This window comes from Klenkia terrae, from assembly GCF_037083865.1.
Taxonomy (GTDB): Bacteria; Actinomycetota; Actinomycetes; order Mycobacteriales; family Geodermatophilaceae; genus Klenkia; species Klenkia terrae.
Genome location: NZ_JBAPLV010000037.1, coordinates 1 through 19,045 on the forward strand (window position 1 = coordinate 1; position 19,045 = coordinate 19,045).

At 75.0% G+C, this 19,045-nt stretch carries 18 protein-coding genes; 12 read left to right on the forward strand and 6 right to left on the reverse strand.

Annotated features, from left to right (window positions below):
- From UXQ13_RS21720 to UXQ13_RS21735, 4 genes are all read right to left on the reverse strand, one after another.
- Entirely contained in the window at positions 1-939 is a 939-nt protein-coding gene (locus UXQ13_RS21720; RefSeq protein WP_225233767.1) for a hypothetical protein, read from the reverse strand.
- A 226-nt stretch (positions 940-1,165) separates the two neighbouring features.
- Positions 1,166-1,933, reverse strand: coding sequence for an enoyl-CoA hydratase-related protein (locus UXQ13_RS21725; protein ID WP_336392949.1), 768 nt, complete (start codon positions 1,931-1,933; stop codon positions 1,166-1,168).
- A 9-nt stretch (positions 1,934-1,942) separates the two neighbouring features.
- Positions 1,943-2,785, reverse strand: a complete 843-nt coding sequence (locus UXQ13_RS21730) for a 3-hydroxyacyl-CoA dehydrogenase family protein (protein ID WP_225233769.1) — start codon at positions 2,783-2,785, stop codon at positions 1,943-1,945.
- Positions 2,785-4,020 (reverse strand): thiolase family protein, encoded by a 1,236-nt coding sequence (locus UXQ13_RS21735; protein WP_225233770.1) that lies wholly within the window; start codon positions 4,018-4,020, stop codon positions 2,785-2,787. The genes UXQ13_RS21730 and UXQ13_RS21735 overlap by 1 nt, the downstream gene beginning before the upstream one ends.
- A gap of 133 nt (positions 4,021-4,153) precedes the next feature.
- On the opposite strand from UXQ13_RS21735, the gene UXQ13_RS21740 reads away from it, so the two are divergent.
- The 7 genes from UXQ13_RS21740 to UXQ13_RS21770 all read left to right on the forward strand — a co-directional run bounded on the left by UXQ13_RS21740 (position 4,154) and on the right by UXQ13_RS21770 (position 13,181).
- Positions 4,154-4,624: a Fur family transcriptional regulator gene (locus UXQ13_RS21740; RefSeq protein WP_336392950.1), complete on the forward strand. Its 471-nt coding sequence runs from the start codon at positions 4,154-4,156 to the stop codon at positions 4,622-4,624.
- The gene (gene katG, locus UXQ13_RS21745; protein WP_336392951.1) at positions 4,621-6,885 is read left to right on the forward strand and encodes a catalase/peroxidase HPI; all 2,265 of its coding nucleotides are present in this window, start codon (positions 4,621-4,623) and stop codon (positions 6,883-6,885) included. Before UXQ13_RS21740 ends, katG begins: the two co-directional genes overlap by 4 nt.
- Before the next feature lie 119 nt (positions 6,886-7,004).
- The gene (gene efeU, locus UXQ13_RS21750) at positions 7,005-7,871 is read left to right on the forward strand and encodes an iron uptake transporter permease EfeU (RefSeq protein ID WP_336392952.1); all 867 of its coding nucleotides are present in this window, start codon (positions 7,005-7,007) and stop codon (positions 7,869-7,871) included.
- Positions 7,858-8,994 (forward strand): iron uptake system protein EfeO, encoded by a 1,137-nt coding sequence (efeO, locus tag UXQ13_RS21755; RefSeq protein WP_336392953.1) that lies wholly within the window; start codon positions 7,858-7,860, stop codon positions 8,992-8,994. The genes efeU and efeO overlap by 14 nt, the downstream gene beginning before the upstream one ends.
- 18 nt (positions 8,995-9,012) lie before the next feature.
- Positions 9,013-10,266 carry an iron uptake transporter deferrochelatase/peroxidase subunit gene (efeB, locus tag UXQ13_RS21760; protein WP_336392954.1) on the forward strand — a complete coding sequence of 418 codons (1,254 nt, stop codon included), beginning with the start codon at positions 9,013-9,015 and terminating at the stop codon, positions 10,264-10,266.
- Between the two features lie 28 nt (positions 10,267-10,294).
- On the forward strand, positions 10,295-11,848 hold the full coding sequence (locus UXQ13_RS21765; RefSeq protein WP_336392955.1) for a serine/threonine-protein kinase: 1,554 nt from the start codon (positions 10,295-10,297) through the stop codon (positions 11,846-11,848).
- A 43-nt stretch (positions 11,849-11,891) separates the two neighbouring features.
- A complete protein-coding gene (locus UXQ13_RS21770; RefSeq protein WP_336392956.1) occupies positions 11,892-13,181 on the forward strand; it encodes a serine/threonine-protein kinase in 1,290 nt (429 codons plus the stop codon).
- Between the two features lie 20 nt (positions 13,182-13,201).
- On the opposite strand, the gene UXQ13_RS21775 is transcribed toward UXQ13_RS21770, so the two are convergent.
- Entirely contained in the window at positions 13,202-13,864 is a 663-nt protein-coding gene (locus UXQ13_RS21775; RefSeq protein WP_336392957.1) for a hypothetical protein, read from the reverse strand.
- Between the two features lie 34 nt (positions 13,865-13,898).
- Between UXQ13_RS21775 and UXQ13_RS21780 the strand changes: the two genes are divergently transcribed.
- From UXQ13_RS21780 to UXQ13_RS21800, 5 genes are all read left to right on the forward strand, one after another.
- On the forward strand, positions 13,899-15,176 hold the full coding sequence (locus UXQ13_RS21780; protein ID WP_336392958.1) for a competence/damage-inducible protein A: 1,278 nt from the start codon (positions 13,899-13,901) through the stop codon (positions 15,174-15,176).
- Positions 15,177-15,212: 36 nt separating this feature from the next.
- Positions 15,213-15,602: an SRPBCC family protein gene (locus tag UXQ13_RS21785; protein WP_336392959.1), complete on the forward strand. Its 390-nt coding sequence runs from the start codon at positions 15,213-15,215 to the stop codon at positions 15,600-15,602.
- Between the two features lie 30 nt (positions 15,603-15,632).
- Entirely contained in the window at positions 15,633-17,261 is a 1,629-nt protein-coding gene (locus UXQ13_RS21790) for an acyl-CoA dehydrogenase family protein (RefSeq protein ID WP_336392960.1), read from the forward strand.
- A 19-nt stretch (positions 17,262-17,280) separates the two neighbouring features.
- Complete coding sequence (locus tag UXQ13_RS21795) at positions 17,281-17,757, forward strand: DnaJ family domain-containing protein (protein WP_336392961.1); 477 nt, start codon at positions 17,281-17,283, stop codon at positions 17,755-17,757.
- Between the two features lie 74 nt (positions 17,758-17,831).
- Positions 17,832-18,515 (forward strand): GNAT family N-acetyltransferase, encoded by a 684-nt coding sequence (locus tag UXQ13_RS21800; protein ID WP_336392962.1) that lies wholly within the window; start codon positions 17,832-17,834, stop codon positions 18,513-18,515.
- On the opposite strand, the gene UXQ13_RS21805 is transcribed toward UXQ13_RS21800, so the two are convergent.
- Positions 18,512-19,045, reverse strand: a complete 534-nt coding sequence (locus UXQ13_RS21805; RefSeq protein WP_336392963.1) for an NUDIX hydrolase — start codon at positions 19,043-19,045, stop codon at positions 18,512-18,514. The two genes, UXQ13_RS21800 and UXQ13_RS21805, sit on opposite strands and share 4 nt — an antisense overlap.

Sequence of the window (19,045 nt, forward strand, 5' to 3'; positions counted from 1 at the left end):
TCATCCGACGCCCCGTTCCTGCGCGATGCGGGCCGCGCGGACGTGGAACGCCGCGGCGATCTCCGCCCGGGCACCCGCCGGGTCCTCCCGACCGCGGCGGTGGTCGATGCGGAGCGTCGCCCAGTCCATGGCCAACGCGGCCGAGTCCCGTCGGCGGTCGCGGGCCCAGTTGTCCGGGCCCCGGTGGTAGGCCGCACCGTCGAGCTCGATGCCCAGGCGTGCCGCCGGCAGGGCGCCGTCCAGGTGGATGGTGCCGATCGCCGTCCGCAGGGCGTACTGCCGCTCGACCGGGGGGATCCCGGGCACGTCCAGCAGGTGCTGCAGGCCCCAGATCTCGAACTCGCTGTGCGAGCCACCCCGAACCAGCTCCACCAACTCCCGCAGGAGCGCCCGCCCGGGCAGGCGGCTCCGTGTCCGGAGGTCTGCCAGCAGCAGGTCGGCGTCGACCCGACCCCGGCGCACCGCGCCGATGACCGCTCCGCGCGCCACCTCGACGTCCCGCGGTGTTCCGCGCGACCCGTGCGCCCATCCCCAGGCGTCCAGCAACGCCGTGGCCTCGCCCGTGACCGGCAGACCCCGGCGGACCGGTCCGGTCAGCTCGCGGGACACCTGCACGACCAGCCAGGACGGCCGGGGGACGGCGATGTGCCGGCTCGGCGGAGCCGCGACGTGCACCCGGGCGCCGGGTTCGTCGACCAGGTCGGCCAGGTGGAGGGCGCTGCGCGCGGCCAGCCGCCCACCGGTCCACAGCGCTGCTGCGGTGGCCCGGGTGCGCCAGTGACCCGATCGCGCCGGGTCGACCAGCACCCCGGGCAGCGGTCGCAGCAGCCGCCCGTCGCGCACCCAGCGCACGACGCTGGTCCGCCCCGACGCGGCCACCACCTCAGCGCTCGACCGCGCTCCGTCGGGCCCGAGCAACGTCGCGAGGTCCACCACCATGCCCCCACGGTGGCCGCTGGGAGAAGGCGCCGGAACGCGTCACCGACACCTGTGGACACCAGCACCCGATGTGGACCACGAGCCCCACATCGCCCCGCCACCTGCTACCCGCCCGCGGGGTGGCCCCCCGGGATGCCGTCACATGACGCCCAGGACCCAGAACGCGCCCCGAATGGGTCCTCACCGTCACATGACGGCTGGCGGTGGGGGTGTGGGGGCGCGAGCGCTATGCGCCGGTGAAGTCGGGCTTGCGCTTGCTCAGGAAGGCCTCCACGGCCTCGCTGTGGTCGTGGGTGTGGCCGAGCTGCGCCTGCAGCGTCGCCTCCATGGCCAGGGTGGTCTCCAGGGAGTCGGTGGCCGCGGTGGCCAGGACCTCCTTGACCGCGCGGAAGGCGGCGGTGGGGCCGGCGGCGAGCTGGGCGGCCAGCGCCTGCGCTGTGGCCAGCACCTCCTCGGCGGGCACCACGCGGTGCACCATGCCCCACTCGGCGGCCTGCTCGGCGGTGAAGGGGGTGGGGATCAGCAGCAGCTCGGCGGCCCGGGAGCCGCCCACGCAGTGCACCAGGCGGGAGGCCAGCGCGGAGTCGCTGCCCAGCCCGACGCCGACGAACGCGGTGGTGAACTTCGCGCCGGCCGCGGCCACCCGCAGGTCGCCGCCCAGCGCGAGGCCCAGGCCGGCCCCGGCGCAGGCACCGTTGACCGCCACGACCACCGGCACCCGCAGCGCGGCCAGGGCCAGCACCATCGGGTTGTACTCGGCGTCCACGACGTCCAGCGCCGGCTTGCCCGCCCGGATCTCCTCGACGTGCTGCGCGAGGTCCTGCCCCACGCAGAACGCCCGGCCGGTGCCGGTCAGCACCACCGCGCGCACCGAGGTGTCGTCCGCGAGCGCCCGGAGGTGGTCGATCAGGGACAGCCGGATCTCGTGGGTGAGACCGGGGGCGGGGAGGGTCAGGGTCGCCACGGCCCCGTCGTCGCTGCGCTGCACGGACATCGTCGTCCCCTAGCTGTAGTCGTGGAAGCCGCGGCCGGTCTTGCGGCCCAGGTCACCGGCCGCCACCTTGTCACGCAGCAGCTGCGGCGGGGTGAACCGGTCGCCCAGGGTGGAGGTCAGGTACTCCGCCACCGCCAGCCGCACGTCCAGCCCGACCAGGTCGGTGGACCGCAGCGGGCCCATCGGGTGCCGGTAGCCCAGCTCCATGGCGGTGTCGATCGCCTCGGCGTCGGCCACGCCCTCCTCGAGCATCCGGATCGCCTCCAGGCCCAGCAGCACGCCGAGCCGGGACGACGCGAACCCGGGGGAGTCCCGGACGACGATGCCGGTCTTGCCCAGCCGGTCCACCCACTCCTGCGCGGTGGCGACCACGTCGTCGGCGGTCTCGGCGGCGACCACGATCTCCACCAGCGTGGACGCCGGGACCGGGTTGAAGAAGTGCATGCCGACGAACCGGGCCGGCCGGTCCAGGGCGGCCGCCAGCTCGGTCACCGACAGCGAGCTGGTGTTGGTGGCCAGCACCGCGTCGGGTGCCAGCACCGCCTCCACCGCCCGCAGCACCTCGACCTTGAGCGCGGGGATCTCGGGGACCGCCTCGACCACCAGCTCGCAGTCGGCGGGCAGGTCACCGGGGGTGTCGACCATCGTCAGCCGGGCGGCGGCGTCGGCCACCGTGCCCTCGAGCTTCCCGCGGCGGTCGGCCTCCTCCAGCCCGGCGACGATCCGGTCGTGCGCGGCCTGCGCCGCCTCGTCCCCGGCCTCGACGACGTGCACCTGCGCGCCCGTGCCGAGCAGGCCCTGGGCGATCCCGCCGCCCATCCGGCCCCCGCCGACGACCCCGACGACGGCCATCAGACGCGCTCGACGAGCATCGACACGCCCTGGCCGACCCCCACGCAGAGGGTGGCCAGCCCGCGCCGGCCGCCCTCGCGCTCGAGCCGGCCCATGAGCGTGACCAGCAGGCGGGCGCCGGAGCAGCCCAGCGGGTGGCCCAGGGCGATCGCGCCGCCGTCGGAGTTGACGATCTCCTCGTCGATGCCCAGTCGGCGCAGCACGCCGAGGGACTGCGCGGCGAAGGCCTCGTTGAGCTCGACGGCGTCCAGGTCGGCGACGGACCAGCCGGCCTTGGCCAGCGCCTTCTCCGTGGCCGGCACCGGGCCCAGGCCCATCACGTTGGGGGCGACACCGGCCGAGGCCGAGACCACGACGCGGGCGCGGGGGGTGAGCCCGTGCCGCTCGACGGCCTCGGCCGAGGCCAGCACCAGCGCGGCGGCGCCGTCCGACAGCGGCGAGCTGTTGCCGGCGGTGACGATCCCGTTCTTCCGGAACACCGGCTTGAGCTTGCCCAGGGACTCCATCGACGAGCCCGGGCGCGGGCCCTCGTCGCGGGTGACGGTGGTCGTCTCCTTCTTGCCGACGACGTCGACCGGCACGATCTCGGCGTCGAACCGGCCGGCCTCGGCGGCGGCGACCGCGCGGGCGTGGCTGCGGACGGCGAAGGCGTCGCACTCGTCGCGGGTGAGCCCGTCCAGGGCCGCGATCTCCTCGGCCGTCTCGCCCATGGTCAGCGTGATCTTGCGGGTGCGCGGGTCCTCGGGGTGCTCGACGCCGCGGTCGTGCGCGGTGAAGGTGGGGTTGGTGAATCGCCAGCCCAGCGAGGTGTCCACCACCTCGCCCGGGCGGGCCCACGGGGTGCCGGGCTTGGCCATCACCCAGGGCGCCCGGGTCATGGACTCCACGCCGCCGGCGATCGCCAGGTCCAGCTCGCCGGCCCGGATGGAGGCCGCGGCCGAGGCGGTCGCGGTCAGCCCGGAGGCGCACAGCCGGTTGGTCGTGTAGCCGGGCACGGTGTCGGGGAGGCCGGCCAGCAGCACCGCCATGCGGGCGACGTCCCGGTTGTCCTCGCCGGACTGGTTGGCCGCGCCGAGCACGACCTCCTCGACGGCGTCGGCGGGGGCGCCGGAGCGGCGCAGCACCTCGCGGACGACCAGCGCGGCCAGGTCGTCGGGCCGGACGCCGGCCAGCGCGCCGCCGTACTTGCCCTGGGGGGTGCGGACCCCGTCGACCAGGTAGACCTCGGACGTCATCGTCACTCCTCGCTGGTTTGCTGACCGTCCGGTCAGGACATCGGACCGGGGACGGCGGGGCAAGTCTGCCTCCCACCCAGTGGTCGCCGTCCGTTTACTTGACTCGTTCAAGAATGCACGACATGGTGGAGGGGTGTCGCCGACCGAGGACCTGGAGCTCGCCCTGCGCGGGGCCGCCCTCCGGGTGACCCGTCCGCGGCTGGCCGTGCTCGACGTCCTGCGCGGGCACGCCCACGCCACCACCGACGAGGTGCTCAGCGACGTCCGGGACCGGCTGCCCGAGGTCTCGCACCAGGCCGTCTACGACGTGCTGCGCGCGCTGACCGCCGCCGGGCTGGTCCGCCGGATCGAGCCGCAGGGCTCGGTGGCCCGCTACGAGGTCCGGGTCGGTGACAACCACCACCACCTGGTCTGCCGCTCCTGCGGCACGATCGCCGACGTCGACTGCGCGGTCGGCTCGGCCCCCTGTCTGACCCCCGCGGAGGACCACGGCTTCGTCGTCGACGAGGCCGAGGTCATCTACTGGGGTCTGTGCCGCGTCTGCAGCGCGGCACCACCCGTCCTGCCCACCCTCGTCACCACCCCAGAGAGAGGCACGCGATGAGCGAGCACGACAAGTCCACGGTCGCCCCCGAGGACTACGACAAGACCGAGGTCGCCAAGACCGAGACCGCCAGCACCAGCGAGAGCGAGAACCCGGCGATCAAGTCGCCGGAGCCGGTGCACGGCGGGCGTCCCCGCTCCGTGCAGGACTGGTGGCCCAACCAGGTCGACCTCCGGGTGCTCGACCGCTCGGCCGCCGACGCCGACCCGCTGGGCGCCGACTTCGACTACGCCGCCGAGTTCGCCAAGCTCGACGTCGAGGAGCTCAAGCGCGACCTCGTGCAGGTCATGCGCACCTCGCAGGACTGGTGGCCGGCCGACTGGGGCCACTACGGCCCGCTGTTCATCCGCATGTCCTGGCACGCCGCGGGCACCTACCGCAGCGCCGACGGCCGCGGCGGCGGCGGCGAGGGCGGGCAGCGCTTCGCCCCGCTCAACAGCTGGCCGGACAACGCCAACCTGGACAAGGCCCGCCGCCTGCTGCTGCCGATCAAGCAGAAGTACGGCCGCAAGATCTCCTGGGCCGACCTGCTGGTGCTCGCCGGCAACGTCGCCCACGACGACATGGGCCTCAAGACCTTCGGCTTCGCCTTCGGCCGCAAGGACAGCTGGCAGCCCAGCGAGGTCTTCTGGGGCCCCGAGGACACCTGGCTCGGCGACGAGCGCTACGCCGACGACAGCCCGCTGGACCTGGACGAGGGCCACCTGGCCGCCGTCACCATGGGCCTGATCTACGTCAACCCCGAGGGCCCGCAGGGCAAGCCGGACCCGATGGGCTCGGCCCACGACATCCGGGTGACCTTCAGCCGCATGGGCATGAACGACGAGGAGACCGTCGCGCTGGTCGCCGGCGGCCACACCTTCGGCAAGACCCACGGCGCCGGCGACCCCGAGCTGGTCGGCCCCGAGCCCTCCGGCTGCCCGGTGCACGGCAACGGCCTGGGCTGGATCAGCCAGTACGGCACCGGCAAGGGCGCCGACACCATCACCAGCGGCCTCGAGGGCGCGTGGACCCCCACGCCCACGCAGTGGGACAACACCTACTTCGAGATGCTCTTCAGCTACGACTGGGAGAAGACCCTCAGCCCGGCCGGCGCCAAGCAGTGGGGGCCGACCAACCCCGAGGCGCAGGAGCTCGTGCCCGACGCCCACATCGAGGGCAAGCGCAACGCCCCGATGATGAGCACCGCGGACATGGCCCTGGTCGTCGACCCCGGCTTCCGGGAGATCTCGCGCAACTTCTACGAGAACCCCGAGTACTTCGCCGAGGTCTACGCCCGCGCCTGGTTCAAGCTGCTGCACCGCGACATGGGCCCCAAGACCCGCTACCTGGGCCCCGACGTCCCCGCCGAGGAGCTCGTCTGGCAGGACCCGGTCCCGGCCGTCGACCACGAGCTCGTGGGCGACGCCGAGATCGCCGACCTCAAGGCGCGGCTGCTGGCCGCCGGCCCGACGGTCCCCCAGCTGGTGCACACCGCCTGGTCGGCCGCAGCGTCCTACCGCGACACCGACAAGCGCGGTGGCGCCAACGGCGGGCGCATCCGGCTCGAGCCGCAGATCGGCTGGGCCGCCAACGCCGGCGTCGCCGAGGTCATCCCGGCCATCGAGGAGGTCAAGGCCGACTTCGAGGCCGAGACCGGCAAGCGCGTCTCCTTCGCCGACCTGGTGGTCCTCGCCGGCACCGCCGCGGTGGAGAAGGCCGCGGCCGACGCGGGCGTGCCGGTGACCGTGGGCTTCACCCCCGGCCGCACCGACGCCACCCAGGAGCAGACCGACCCGGACAACTTCAGGTGGCTCGAGCCCAAGGCGGACGGCTTCCGCAGCTACCTGCTGCCCGGCAGCAAGCTGCAGCCCGAGCAGCTGCTGGTGGACAAGGCCTTCAACCTGGGCCTCACCGCCAAGGAGATGACCGTGCTGGTCGGCGGTCTGCGGGTCCTCGGCGCCAACACCGGCGGCGTGCAGCACGGTGTGTTCACCGACCGCGTGGGCGTGCTGTCCCAGGACTTCTTCCGCACGGTGCTCGACCTGGGCATCCAGTGGCGGACGTCGCGGGACACCGAGGACGTCTACGAGGGCGTCGGCGCCGACGGCTCCGTGGCGCGCACCGCCACCGCCGCGGACCTGGTGTTCAACTCCAACGCGATCCTGCGCGGCATCGTGGAGGTCTACTCCTCCGACGACATGACGGAGAAGTTCGCCCAGGACTTCGCCACCGCGTGGACCAAGGTCATGGACAACGACCGGTTCGACGTCCGGAGCTGAGAAAACGCTCCTTCCTGGGAGCTGGCTGGGACCGTTAGGAGTTGAGGGCAGCTTCACCGTAAGGTGAGGCTGCCCTCAGCCTCCGCCGGGGGTCTTCGCCTGCCAGGAGGTGTCCCGCCGTGGGAGCTCTGTTCTTCCCCAGCTACCTCATCGGGCTGCGCGAGGGCCTGGAGATGGTCCTCGTGGTCAGCGTGCTGATCGCCTACCTGGTCAAGACCGGTCGCCGCCAGCACCTGCTGCCCGTCTGGGGCGGCGTGGCCGCCGCGGTCGTGCTCTCGGTCGGGTTCGGCGCCGTGCTGTCCTACGTGTCGACGGCGGTGCTCGGCGGCCCGGGCCAGGAGCTCTTCGACGCCGTCACCTCGGTGATCGCCGTCGCGCTCGTCACCTGGATGATCTTCTGGATGCGGCGCACCGCCCGCAAGCTGTCCGGTGAGCTGCGCGGCCGGCTGGACGACGCGGTGGGCCTGGGCCTGGGCGCCGTCGTCGGCATCGCGTTCGCCTCCGTGGTCCGCGAGGGCCTGGAGACCACGCTGCTGTTCTTCGCCTCCGCGCAGGGTGCGGTGAGCGCCACCCCGCTCGTCGGGCTGGCCGCCGGGTTGGCCACCGCTGTCGTGCTGGGCACCCTGCTCTACGCGGGCGCCGTGCGGATCAACCTGTCGCGGTTCTTCACGATCTCCGGTGTCCTGCTGGTCTTCGTCGCCGCCGGCATCTTCAAGTACGGCATCCACGACTTCCAGGAGGCCGGCGTCCTGCCCGGTCTGACCACCTACGCCTACGACGCGTCGGGGTGGCTGGACCCGGGCAGCTGGTGGGGTGCGGTCCTGGACGGCGTCTTCAACATCTCGGCCCAGCCCAGCGTGCTCGAGGTGGTCGCCTACCTGGCCTACCTCCTGCCGGTCCTGGTCCTGTTCCTCCTCCCGGGCCGCCCGGCCCGGGAGACCCCCGCACCCGCCACCACCCCGGAGCACATCGATGTACGCGCGTAAGACCTCCCTCGTCGCGGCCGGAGCCGCCTCCCTCGCCCTGCTGGCCGCCTGCGGGGGCGGCTCCTCGGCAGGCGGCAGCGGTTCCGAGGCCTCCGACGACATCGCCGTCTCGGCCACCGACACCACCTGCGACGTCGACGCCACGGAGCTCGACGCCGGCACGCACCAGTTCACCGTGACCAACACCGGCAGCTCGACCACCGAGTTCTACCTCTACGCCGAGGGCGACCGGATCATGGGCGAGGTCGAGAACATCGCCCCCGGGGTGGCCCGCACGCTGCTGGTCGAGCTGCCGGCCGGTGAGTACCAGGCCGCCTGCAAGCCGGGCATGGTCGGCGACGGCATCCGCAACGCACTCACCGTGACCGGCGAGTCCCAGCAGCTCTCCGACGACGAGCAGCTGCAGACCGCCGTCGAGGACTACACCCGCTACGTGGGCAGCCAGACGACCGCGCTGCGGGAGCAGACCCAGGCATTCGTCGACGCGGTCAACGCCGGTGACGTGGCCACCGCCCAGGGGCTCTACCAGGTCGCCCGCACGTACTTCGAGCGGATCGAGCCGGTGGCCGAGAGCTTCGGCGACCTGGACCCGAGGATCGACGCCCGGGAGAACGACGTCGAGGAGGGGGGCACCTGGACCGGCTTCCACGTCCTGGAGCGCGATCTCTGGCAGACCGGCGACCTCTCGGCCTCCGGGCCGGTGGCCGACCAGCTGATGACCGACGTCGACGACCTGATCACCCGGGTGCAGACCCTCGAGCTGCAGCCCCTCGACCTCGCCAACGGCGCGCTGGGCCTGCTCGACGAGATCGCCAGCAGCAAGATCACCGGTGAGGAGGAGCGCTACTCGCGCACCGACCTCTGGGACTTCCAGGCCAACCTGGACGGCTCGCAGACCGCCATCGCCTCGCTGCGACCGGTGATCGCCGAGGCCGACCCCGACCTGGCCGCCGCACTGGACTCCGCGTTCGCCGCCACCCAGGCCGACCTGGCCCAGTTCGCCTCCGGTGACGGCTTCCTCCTCTACACCGAACTCACCGCCGAGCAGCTCCAGGGCCTGTCCGACTCCATCAACGCCCTCGCCGCCCAGGTCAGCCAGGTGCCCGCCGTCGTCGCCGGCTGATCGGGGACAGTGGAACGCATGAAGCTCTCCCGACGTGACTTCTTCGGCGCCGCCGGCGTCGGCGCCGCCGGTGCCGCCGCCCTGGGCGCGGGCAGCTGGGCGGCCGGCCGGGACGCCGAGCCGGCCACGGTGACCGCGGCCGCCGGCCAGGATGCCGTCGAGTTCCACGGCGACCGGCAGGCCGGCATCGTGACCCCGGCCCAGGACCGGCTGCACTTCGTCTCCTTCGACGTCATCACCGACGACCGGGATGCCCTCGTCCGCCTGCTGCAGGACTGGACGACGGCCGCCCGGCGGATGACCCGCGGACAGGACGCCGGCCCGGTCGGCGCCGTCCAGGGCAACGAGTACGCCCCGCCGGACGACACCGGCGAGGCGCTGGGTCTGCCGCCGGCCGGGTTGACGCTGACCATCGGGTTCGGGCCCACCCTGTTCCGCACCGCCGACGGGACGGACCGGTTCGGCATCGCCGACCGGCAGCCCGCGGCGCTGGTCGAGCTGCCCGGCTTCGCCGGCGACCTGATCGACCCCACCATCAGCGGTGGGGACCTGTGCATCCAGGCCTGCGCCGACGACCCGCAGGTGGCCGTGCACGCCGTCCGCAACCTGGCCCGGATCGGGGTCGGCCTGGTCAGCGTCCGCTGGTCGCAACTGGGGTTCGGCCGGACGTCGTCCACGTCCTCGGACCAGGTGACCCCGCGCAACCTGTTCGGCTTCAAGGACGGCACGGACAACCTCAAGGCCGAGCAGCCGGCCACCCTGGACCGCTTCGTCTGGGTCTCGGGCACCGACTCCTGGATGGACGGCGGCTCCTACCTGGTCAGCCGCAAGATCCGGATGCTGGTCGAGGTCTGGGACCGGCAGAACCTGCGTGACCAGCAGCAGACCATCGGGCGAACCAAGGGCAGCGGCGCACCGCTGGGCCAGCGCGGCGAGTTCGACCCGGTCGACTTCACCACGCAGGTCGAGGGCGACGTCGCCGTCCCGCCGACGTCGCACGTCTTCCTGGCCCACCCCACCAACTCCGGGACGGCGATCCTGCGGCGCGGCTACAGCTTCGTCGACGGCTCGGACGGGCTGGGCAGGCTCGACGCCGGGCTGTTCTTCCTCTGCTACCAGTCCGACCCGGAGACCGGGTTCGTGCAGGTCCAGCGCAACCTGCGGACCGACAAGCTCAACGAGTACGTGCAGCACACCTCGTCGGCGGTGTTCGCCTGCCCGCCCGGGGTGACCGGCGACGACGACTGGTGGGGCTCGGGCCTGTTCGGCTGACCGGACCGGCAGCGGGCACCATGTCGGGGTGGAACCCCTCACCCGCACCGTCGGCGACCGGTACGAGCTGCGCTCGCTGATCGCCACCGGCGGCATGGGCCAGGTGTGGCGGGCCCACGACCAGCGGCTGGGCCGGGCGGTCGCGGTGAAGGTGCTGCGCGGGGAGTTCGCCGGGGACGCCGACTTCCTGGCCCGGTTCCGCGCCGAGGCCCGGCACGCCGCCCTGCTCGGGCACCGCAACGTCGTCGCGGTCTACGACTACGGCGAGACGGCGGCCCCCGACGGCGAGCAGCTGGCCTACCTGGTCATGGAGCTGGTGCCCGGGGACTCCCTGGCCGCGGTGCGCCGGCGGCAGGGCGTGCTGCCCGCCGACCAGGTGCTGGAGATCGTCACCCAGACGGCGGCCGGTCTCGGTGCCGCGCACGAGGTCGGCATCGTGCACCGGGACGTGAAGCCGGGCAACCTGCTGCTGCGCCCGGACGGCTCGGTGGCGGTCACCGACTTCGGCATCTCGTGGTCGGCGGAGAGCGTCGCGCTGACCGCGACCGGCCAGGTCATCGGCACCGCGCACTACCTCTCGCCCGAGCAGGCCCGCGGCCGCCCGGCCACCCCGGCCAGCGACGTCTACGCCCTGGGCATGGTCGCCTACGAGCTGCTCGCCGGGCGCCGGGCCTTCGACGGGGCCAGCTCGGTGTCGGTCGCGCTCAGCCAGATCCAGGACGAGCCCGACCCGCTGCCCGCCGACGTCCCCGGCCCGGTTCGTGACCTGGTCGCCGCGATGCTGGTGAAGGACGCCGCGGGCCGGCTGGCCGACGGGGACGCGGTGGTCGCCGCGGCGACCGCCACCCGGGCGGCGATCGGTGCCGCCGGGGAGCCGACGGAGCTGTTGGACCTGGTGCCGCCGACCGGGCTGACCGCCCTGATGGACCCGGCCACCGCCACCGGTACCGGCGCCGCGTCGGCCCCGCCCCGACGGCGTCGGAAGCCGCTGCTGCTGGCCGGCGTGCTGGCCGCGCTGCTGCTCGTCGGCGGCGGTGCCGCCCTGCTGCTCGGGCTGGGTGGGTCGTCGGGACCCGAGGGCGGGTCGGCCAGCTCGGCGGCCACGACCACGGCGGCCCCGAGCACGCCCGACCCGGTCACCCTGGACGCCGCCGCCTACCTGGGCCGGCCGGTGAGCGCGGTGACCGCCGAGCTCACCGGGCTGGGCCTGGTCGTCACCACCGAGGAGGTGGCCGGCGACGGGTCGACCGCCGGTCTCGTGGTCGAGGTCGCCCCCGTGGGGACGGCGCTGCAGCCGGGTGCAGCGGTGACGGTGCGCTACGGCTCGGCCGCCCCGCCGACCACCGCCGCGCCGACCACCGAGCCGCCGGTCACCGTCGTGTCGACCCAGGCGCCGGCCCCGACCACCGACCCCCCGGCGGCGGACACCCCGGCCGACCCGGGCGGCGGCGGCCCGGGTGGCGGCGGTCCGGGCAACGGCAACGGCAACGGGAACGGCGGCCCCGGGAACGGCAACGGCAACGGGGGCGGTCCGGGGAACGGCAACGGGAACGGGAACGGGCGGGGTCCGGGCGCACCCTGATCGGCCCCTGCCCACCGGGCCCTCCGGCTGACAGGATGGGCCGGTGGAGCCGGAGACCCGTGTGCTGGGGAACCGCTACGAGCTCCGGTCCGTCATCGCCACCGGCGGCATGGGCCGGGTCTGGCGGGCGCACGACCGACGGCTCCGCCGGGCGGTGGCGGTCAAGGTGCTGCGCGGGGAGTTCGCCGGCGACCCCGAGTTCATCGCCCGCTTCCGCGCCGAGGCCCGGCACACCGCCCTGCTCCGCGACGAGCACATCGCGGCCGTCTACGACTACGGCGAGACCGAGGACGACGGCGAGCAGCTGGCCTACCTGGTCATGGAGCTCATCGAGGGCGAGCCGCTGTCGGCACTGCGCCGGCGCGAGGGCGCCGTCCCCGCCGACCGGACCGTGGACCTGCTGCGCCAGGCGGCGACCGGGTTGGCGGTGGCCCACCGGGCCGGGGTGGTGCACCGCGACGTCAAGCCCGGCAACCTGCTCGTCCGCCCCGACGGCAGCCTGACCATCACCGACTTCGGGATCGCCTGGTCGGCGGCCAGCGTCGCGCTGACCGGCACCGGCGAGGTCATCGGCACCGCGCACTACCTGTCGCCGGAGCAGGCGCAGGGCCTGCAGGCCACCGCCGCCAGCGACGTCTACGCCCTGGGCATGGTCGGCTACGAGCTGCTCGCCGGCCGGCGGGCCTTCACCGGGGACAACCCGGTCGCGGTGGTGCGGGCGCAGATCTCCGACGAGCCCGAGCCGCTGCCGGCCACCGTGCCGGTCGGGGTCCGCGTGCTCGTGGCCGCGATGCTGGTCAAGGACCCGACGGACCGGCTGGCCGACGGGGCCGCCGTCCTGGCCGAGGTCGAGGCCCTGGTCGAGCGCGGGCTCGGGCCGGCGACGGTGAAGCTGAGCACCGGCGGCCGGCACACCGTCAGCCCACCACCGCGCCGGGACCGCCGCCGCTGGGTGCTCGCCGGGGCCGCGGCCATGACCGCGCTGGGGGCGTCGGTGGCCGGGGTCGTGGTGCTGGGCGGCAGCGGAGAGCCTCCGGCCCAGGTGGCCGCCGGGTCCACCAGCAGCGCGGCGGCCACCTCGGTGCCGCCGACCCCGGAGCAGCCGGCCGCCGCCCCGGCGCCGGGCTGGTCCGCGCCGTCCCCGGTGACCGAGCTGGGCGCGGCCACCGGCACCGGGCTGGGGCAGGCCGTGCCGACCACCCCGCCGCCCACGACCGGGACGCCGACCACCGCGTCGACCACCTCGGCACCGTCCACCACCACCGGTCGCCCGGGGCGCCCCGGGCCACCGACGCCACCCGGTCCGACGGAGTCGAGCAGCCGGGGCCGCTGAGCAGGTCGAGAGGTGCGGCGTCAGGCCGTGCGGGGCCGACCCAGCCAGAGGCCGCCGGCGACCAGACCGGTGGCCAGCGTGAGCACGAAGCCGCGGTCGGCGGCCGCGGTCCCGGTGAAGACGACGACCAGCAGCCAGAAGACGGCGAGCCCGGCCGCCCCGGCGGCACCCAGCTGCCAGGCCTGCTGCCGGTCCAGCCCGCCGCGGCTGGGCACGGCCGGCACCAGGGCCACCAGCGCCGCGAGGGTGGCGAACACCGCCCACGCCGTCGTCGCCGACCACAGGGACGGCCCGCCGCCGGGGTAGGGCATCGACAGGCCGACCAGCAGCAGCACGAGGCCGACGACCCCGAGCCCGGTGGCGGTCAGCGCGGCCCGGTCGGCGGTGGTGCGCGGCCGGGCGCCGACCCGGGGCGAGGTGGAGCTCTCCGGGGTGGGCAGCGGCGGGGGCGCCGGGACGCCGCCGCCCATCGGCCCGGTCGGCTGGGGCGGGTAGGCCGGGTCGTAGGCCGCCCCGGTCGGCTGCGGCGGGTAGGCCGGGTCGTACGCGGGCTCGGTCGAGTGCGGCGGGTAGGCCGGGTCGTAGGCGGGCTCGGGCCGGGGCAGCGACTCCGTGCGGGGCGGGGACCCCGGCTGCTGCGGGGGATCCGGCTGGGGCTGCGGCGGGTACGGCGGCTGGCTCACGCGGGCCACCGTATCGGCGCCTACTGTCGGCGCGGTGGGAGCACGCGCAGGCATCGTCGTCACCGGGACCGAGGTCCTCACCGGCCGGGTCACCGACCGCAACGGACCGTGGCTGGCCGAGCAGCTGCGGCGCCTGGGCCTGGACGTCGGCCAGGTGGTGGTGGTCGGCGACCGGCCCGAGGACCTGCACTCGGCGCTGGCCTACCTGTCGGCGACCAACGACCTGGTGCTCACCTCGGGCGGGCTGGGGCCGACCGCCGACGACCTGACCGCCCAGGTGGTCGGGGACTTCTGCGGCCGGGAGTCCGCGGTGGACGAGGAGCTGGCGGACCGGATCGGGGCGATCGTCGACCGGCTGATGGCCCGCCGCGGCTGGGCCGTGGACGCGGAGGCGACCCGGGAGGGCACCCGCAAGCAGGCCCGGGTGCCGGCCGGTGCGCTGGTGCTGGAGCCGGTCGGCACCGCGCCGGGTCTCGTCGTCCCGCCCGCGCAGGGCGACGGCCCGCCGGTCGTCGTGCTGCCAGGACCGCCGACGGAGCTGCAGGCCATGTGGCCGGCCGCGCTGGCCGCCGCCCCGGTGCGCGCGGTGCTGGACCGGGCCGAGGAGCTGCGGCAGGACACCCTGCGGCTGTGGGGCACGCCGGAGTCCGAGCTCGCCGCCACCCTGCGCCGGGTCGACGACCAGCTGGCCGGCCTGGAGATCACCACCTGCCTGCGGGACGGCGAGCTCGAGATCGTCACCCGGTACGCCCCAGCGGCGGGCGCGGCCTACCAGCGGCTGGTCGACGCGGTGCGTGCCGACTTCGGCGGCACCCTGGTCAGCGAGGGCCCCGACGTGGACACCCTGGTCGCCGACGCCCTGGGGTCCCGCGGGCTGACCGTGGCCACCGCCGAGTCCTGCACCGGCGGCCAGCTGGTGGCCCGGCTGATCGATCGGCCCGGTGCGTCGGCCTGGGTGCCCGGCGGGGTGGTCTCGTACTCGAACACCGCCAAGCAGGAGCTGCTCGGGGTGTCGGCGCAGACGCTGGCGACGGTCGGCGCGGTGAGCCCCGAGGTGGCCCGCCAGCTCGCCGACGGGGCGCGCAGCCGGTTCGGCGCCGACGTCGGCATCGGCGTCACCGGGATCGCCGGTCCGGGCGGGGGCAGCCCGGACAAGCCGGTGGGCACCGTGCACCTGTGCGCGGTCGGCCCGGACGGCGTCGTCACCCGCTCGCTGGTGGTCCCCGGGGACCGCGCGGCCTTCCGGAAGCGGACCGTGACCGTGGGCATGCACCTGCTGCGCTCGCTGCTGCTGGGCGGCCCGCCCGCCTGATGGTTCCACGTGGAACGGAGCGGGCAGAGTGGGGCCATGAGCTCCATGCGGCTGCACGCGACCGGTCCGGTCCACCCCGACGAGGCGTGGGACCGATACCTGCACCCGGCCCGGTGGTCGGACTGGTCGCCGCAGATCCGCGGGGTGGACACCGACGCGGTGCGGATCGACCCCGGCGTCACCGGCCGGGTGCTGGGGCCGCTGGGCGTCTCGGCGCCGTTCGTGGTGGACGCGGTGGACGACGCGGCCCGCGAGTGGCTGTGGTCGGTCGACATCGGCGTGGGCACGATGCAGCTCATGCACTGGGTGCGCAGCGGCCCCGAGGGCGGGACGACGACCGGCCTGCGGGTGTCGGGCCCGTTCCCGCTCGTCGTCGGCTACGTCCCGCTGGCCGCGGCGGCCCTGCAGCGGCTGGTCCGCCGCTGACCCGTCGCTGACCCGCCGTACCGTCGCGGGGTGAGCAGCACCCACACGGTCACCAACCAGGTCCCGCCGCTGGTCGGGCACGATCCGATCGCGGGCGACACCGCGCTCGTCGAGGCCTGTCTGCGGCACGCCGACCCGCTGACCCTGGACTCCCTGGAGGACCTCGGCGCCCTGGCCGGCAGCGAGCAGGCCGCCGAGTGGGGTCGGCTGGCGAACGAGAACCCGCCGCGGCTGCGCACCCACGACCGCACCGGCCACCGCATCGACGAGGTGGAGTTCCACCCGGCCTGGCACGACCTCATGGGTGCCGCGGTCGGGCACGGGCTGGCCGGCACCCCGTGGGCGCTGGCCGAGGCCGGGGACGCCCATGCCCACGTGCGCCGCGCGGTGGGCTACCTGGGCTGGACCCAGGTCGAGGCCGGGCACGGCTGCCCGGTGACGATGACCTACGCCGTCGTCCCGGCGCTGCGCCGGGCCCCCGAGCTGGCCGTGGTGTTCGAGCCGGGGCTGACGTCGACGTCCTACGAGTTCGGCCTGGCCGACCCGCGCAGCAAGGCAGGCCTGGTCGCCGGCATGGGGATGACGGAGAAGCAGGGTGGCTCCGACGTGCGGGCCGGCACGACCAAGGCGGTCGCCCGGATCGACGGGACCTACCACCTGACCGGGCACAAGTGGTTCACCTCGGCGCCGATGAGCGACCTGTTCCTGGTGCTGGCGCAGACCGAGGAGGGCGTCTCCTGCTTCCTGGTGCCGCGGATGCTGCCCGACGGCGAGCGCAACGTGTTCCGCCTGCAGCGGCTCAAGGACAAGCTCGGCGACCGCTCGAACGCCTCCTCGGAGGTCGAGTTCGACCGCACCGTCGGCTGGCTGGTGGGGGAGCCCGGGCGTGGGGTGCGGGCCATCCTGGAGATGGTCACCACCACCCGGCTGGACTGCGTGCTGGGCTCGGCGTCGACCGTGCGGGCCGCGCTGACCCAGGCGTTGCACCACGCCACCCACCGGTCGGCCTTCGGTGCCCGGCTGGTCGACCAGCCGCTCATGCAGAACGTGCTGGCCGACGTGGCGGTGGAGAGCGAGGCGGCGACCGCGCTGGCCATCCGGCTGGCCGCGGCCCAGGACGCCGGGGAGACCGACTTCCTGCGGCTGGCCGGGGCGGCGGCGAAGTTCCACGTCTGCAAGCGCACCCCCGCCGTCGTCGCCGAGGCGCTGGAGGTGCTCGGCGGGAACGGGTACGTCGAGGAGTCGGTGCTGCCCCGGCTGTACCGGCAGTCGCCGCTGAACTCGATCTGGGAGGGCAGCGGGAACGTGATCGCCCTGGACGTGCTGCGGGCGCTGGAGCGGGACTCGGCCTCGGTGGCCGCGGTGCTGGCCGAGGTCGAGGCCGCGGCCGGCGTCGACGACCGGTTCGACGCCGCGGTCGCCCGGCTGCAGGCCGAGCTCGCCGACCCGGCCGACCTGCCGCTGCGGGCCCGGCGGATCGCCGGCCTGCTGGCCCTGTGCCTGCAGGGCTCGCTGCTGCTGCAGCACGCGCCGGGGTCGGTGGCCGACGCGTTCTGCGCGACCCGGCTGGGCGGGGACTGGGGCTCGGTGCTGGGCACCCTGCCGGCCGGGACGGCGGTCACCGAGATCGTCGACCGCGCGGTGGTCGCGCCCGCCTGAGGGTGGGAAACTCGGGGAGGTGACCGAGCGCAAGCCCGACGGGATGTCCGTCGAGACCTGGGTCGAGCACCAGATCCGGACGGCGGCCGAGCGTGGTGCGTTCGCCGACCTGCCCGGGTCGGGCAAGCCGCTGCCGAAGCGGGACGGCCCCGAGGACGCCTACGCCTGGGCGCTGGCCTGGGCCCGCCGCCAGGAGCCGGACGCCTCCTTCCTGCCGCCCTCCCTCGCGCTGGGCCGGGAGCGGGACGACCTGCCCGGGCGGTTGGCGGCGCTGACGTCGGAGGAGCGGGTCCGGGCCGCCGTCCGGGAGTTCAACGACCGGGTCGCCGCCGCGTGGCGCACCCCGCTGGACGGCCCACCCCTGGTGGTGCGGATGCACGACGAGGAGGAGCGGGTGGCGGAGTGGTGGGCCAGCCGCCCGCCCGCGCCGGATCCGGAGCCGGCTCCCGCACCCGAGCCGCCGGCTGCGCGGCGGTGGTGGCGCCGGCGGCGCTGAACGGCGGCGTTCCGACACGACGTGCACGGCCGTGGTCACCGGCTGTGCGGCCTGCCGGGTCTAGCGTGGTGGGGATGGCGATCGACGGCAGGTGGCGACCGGTGCCCCCGCGCGCCCTGCTGCCGGTGCCCGGGCCGAGCGCCGGGACCGTCGTCCCGCCGCTGTTCACCCCCCGGCTGCGGTTGCGACCGGTCCGTCCCGCCGACGGCGACGACGTCGTCGCGCTGCACGGGGACCCCGAGGTCATGCGCCACCTGGGCACCGGCCACCCGGTGCCTCCCGCCCGGGTGCGCGGGCTGGACCTGCCGCGGCTGCTGGCCGACCACGGGCCGGTGCCGCTGGGCTACTGGGCCGCGGAGGACCGGGCGACCGACGACTTCGTCGGCTGGTTCGAGCTGCGCCCGATGGTGACCGACCCGGTGGCCTCGGTCGAGCTGGGCTACCGGCTGCGGCGGGCCTGCTGGGGCCGCGGGCTGGCCACCGAGGGTGCCCGGGCACTGGTGGACGCCGTATTCGCAGGCACCGACACCGACGAGGTGGTCGCCACCACGATGGCGGTGAACACCGGGTCCCGGCGGGTGATGGAGAAGGTCGGCCTGAGCTGGCGCCGCACCTACACCGAGGAGCTGCCCGGCCCGCTGCCCGGCGCCGAGCACGGCGAGGTGGAGTACGTGCTCACCCGCGCGGACTGGCGTCCGCTGCGCCCGCAGCCCTTCCACCGCCGGCAGCCCCGGCGCTGGCCGGGCCGGCGTCCCTAGCCCGCAGCCCGGTCCAGCAGGAGCAGCGCGAAGGCGGCCAGCGACGGCGCGTCGGTGAAGCCGCCGGCGCGGATGCGGGCCACCAGCTCGGTCTCGGGCACGAAGGCGTGCACCATGTCGGCCTCGGTGGCCTCCCGCGCGGTGGGGCCCTCGGTCAGCCCGGTGGCCAGCCACACGTCGAAGCCCTGGGTGGACAGCCCGGGCGAGGCGTCCAGGTGGCCGAGGTGGCGCAGGTCGGCGGCGCGCAGCCCGGTCTCCTCGGCCAGCTCGGCGCGGGCCAGCTGCTCCGGGGTACCCCCGCCCCCGTGCGGCCAGGTGCCCTGCGGGAACTCCCAGCACCGCCGGTCGACCGGGTGGCGGTGCTGCTCGACCAGCCAGAACCCGTCGTCCTGCGCAGGCACGACCAAGGCGAAGTCGGGCTTCTCCACCACGCCGTAGATCCCGCTGCTGCCGTCGTCCAGGACGACGGTGTCCTCCCGGACCCGGGTCCAGGCGTTCCGGTACACCTCGCGGCTGCTCGTGGTGCGCAC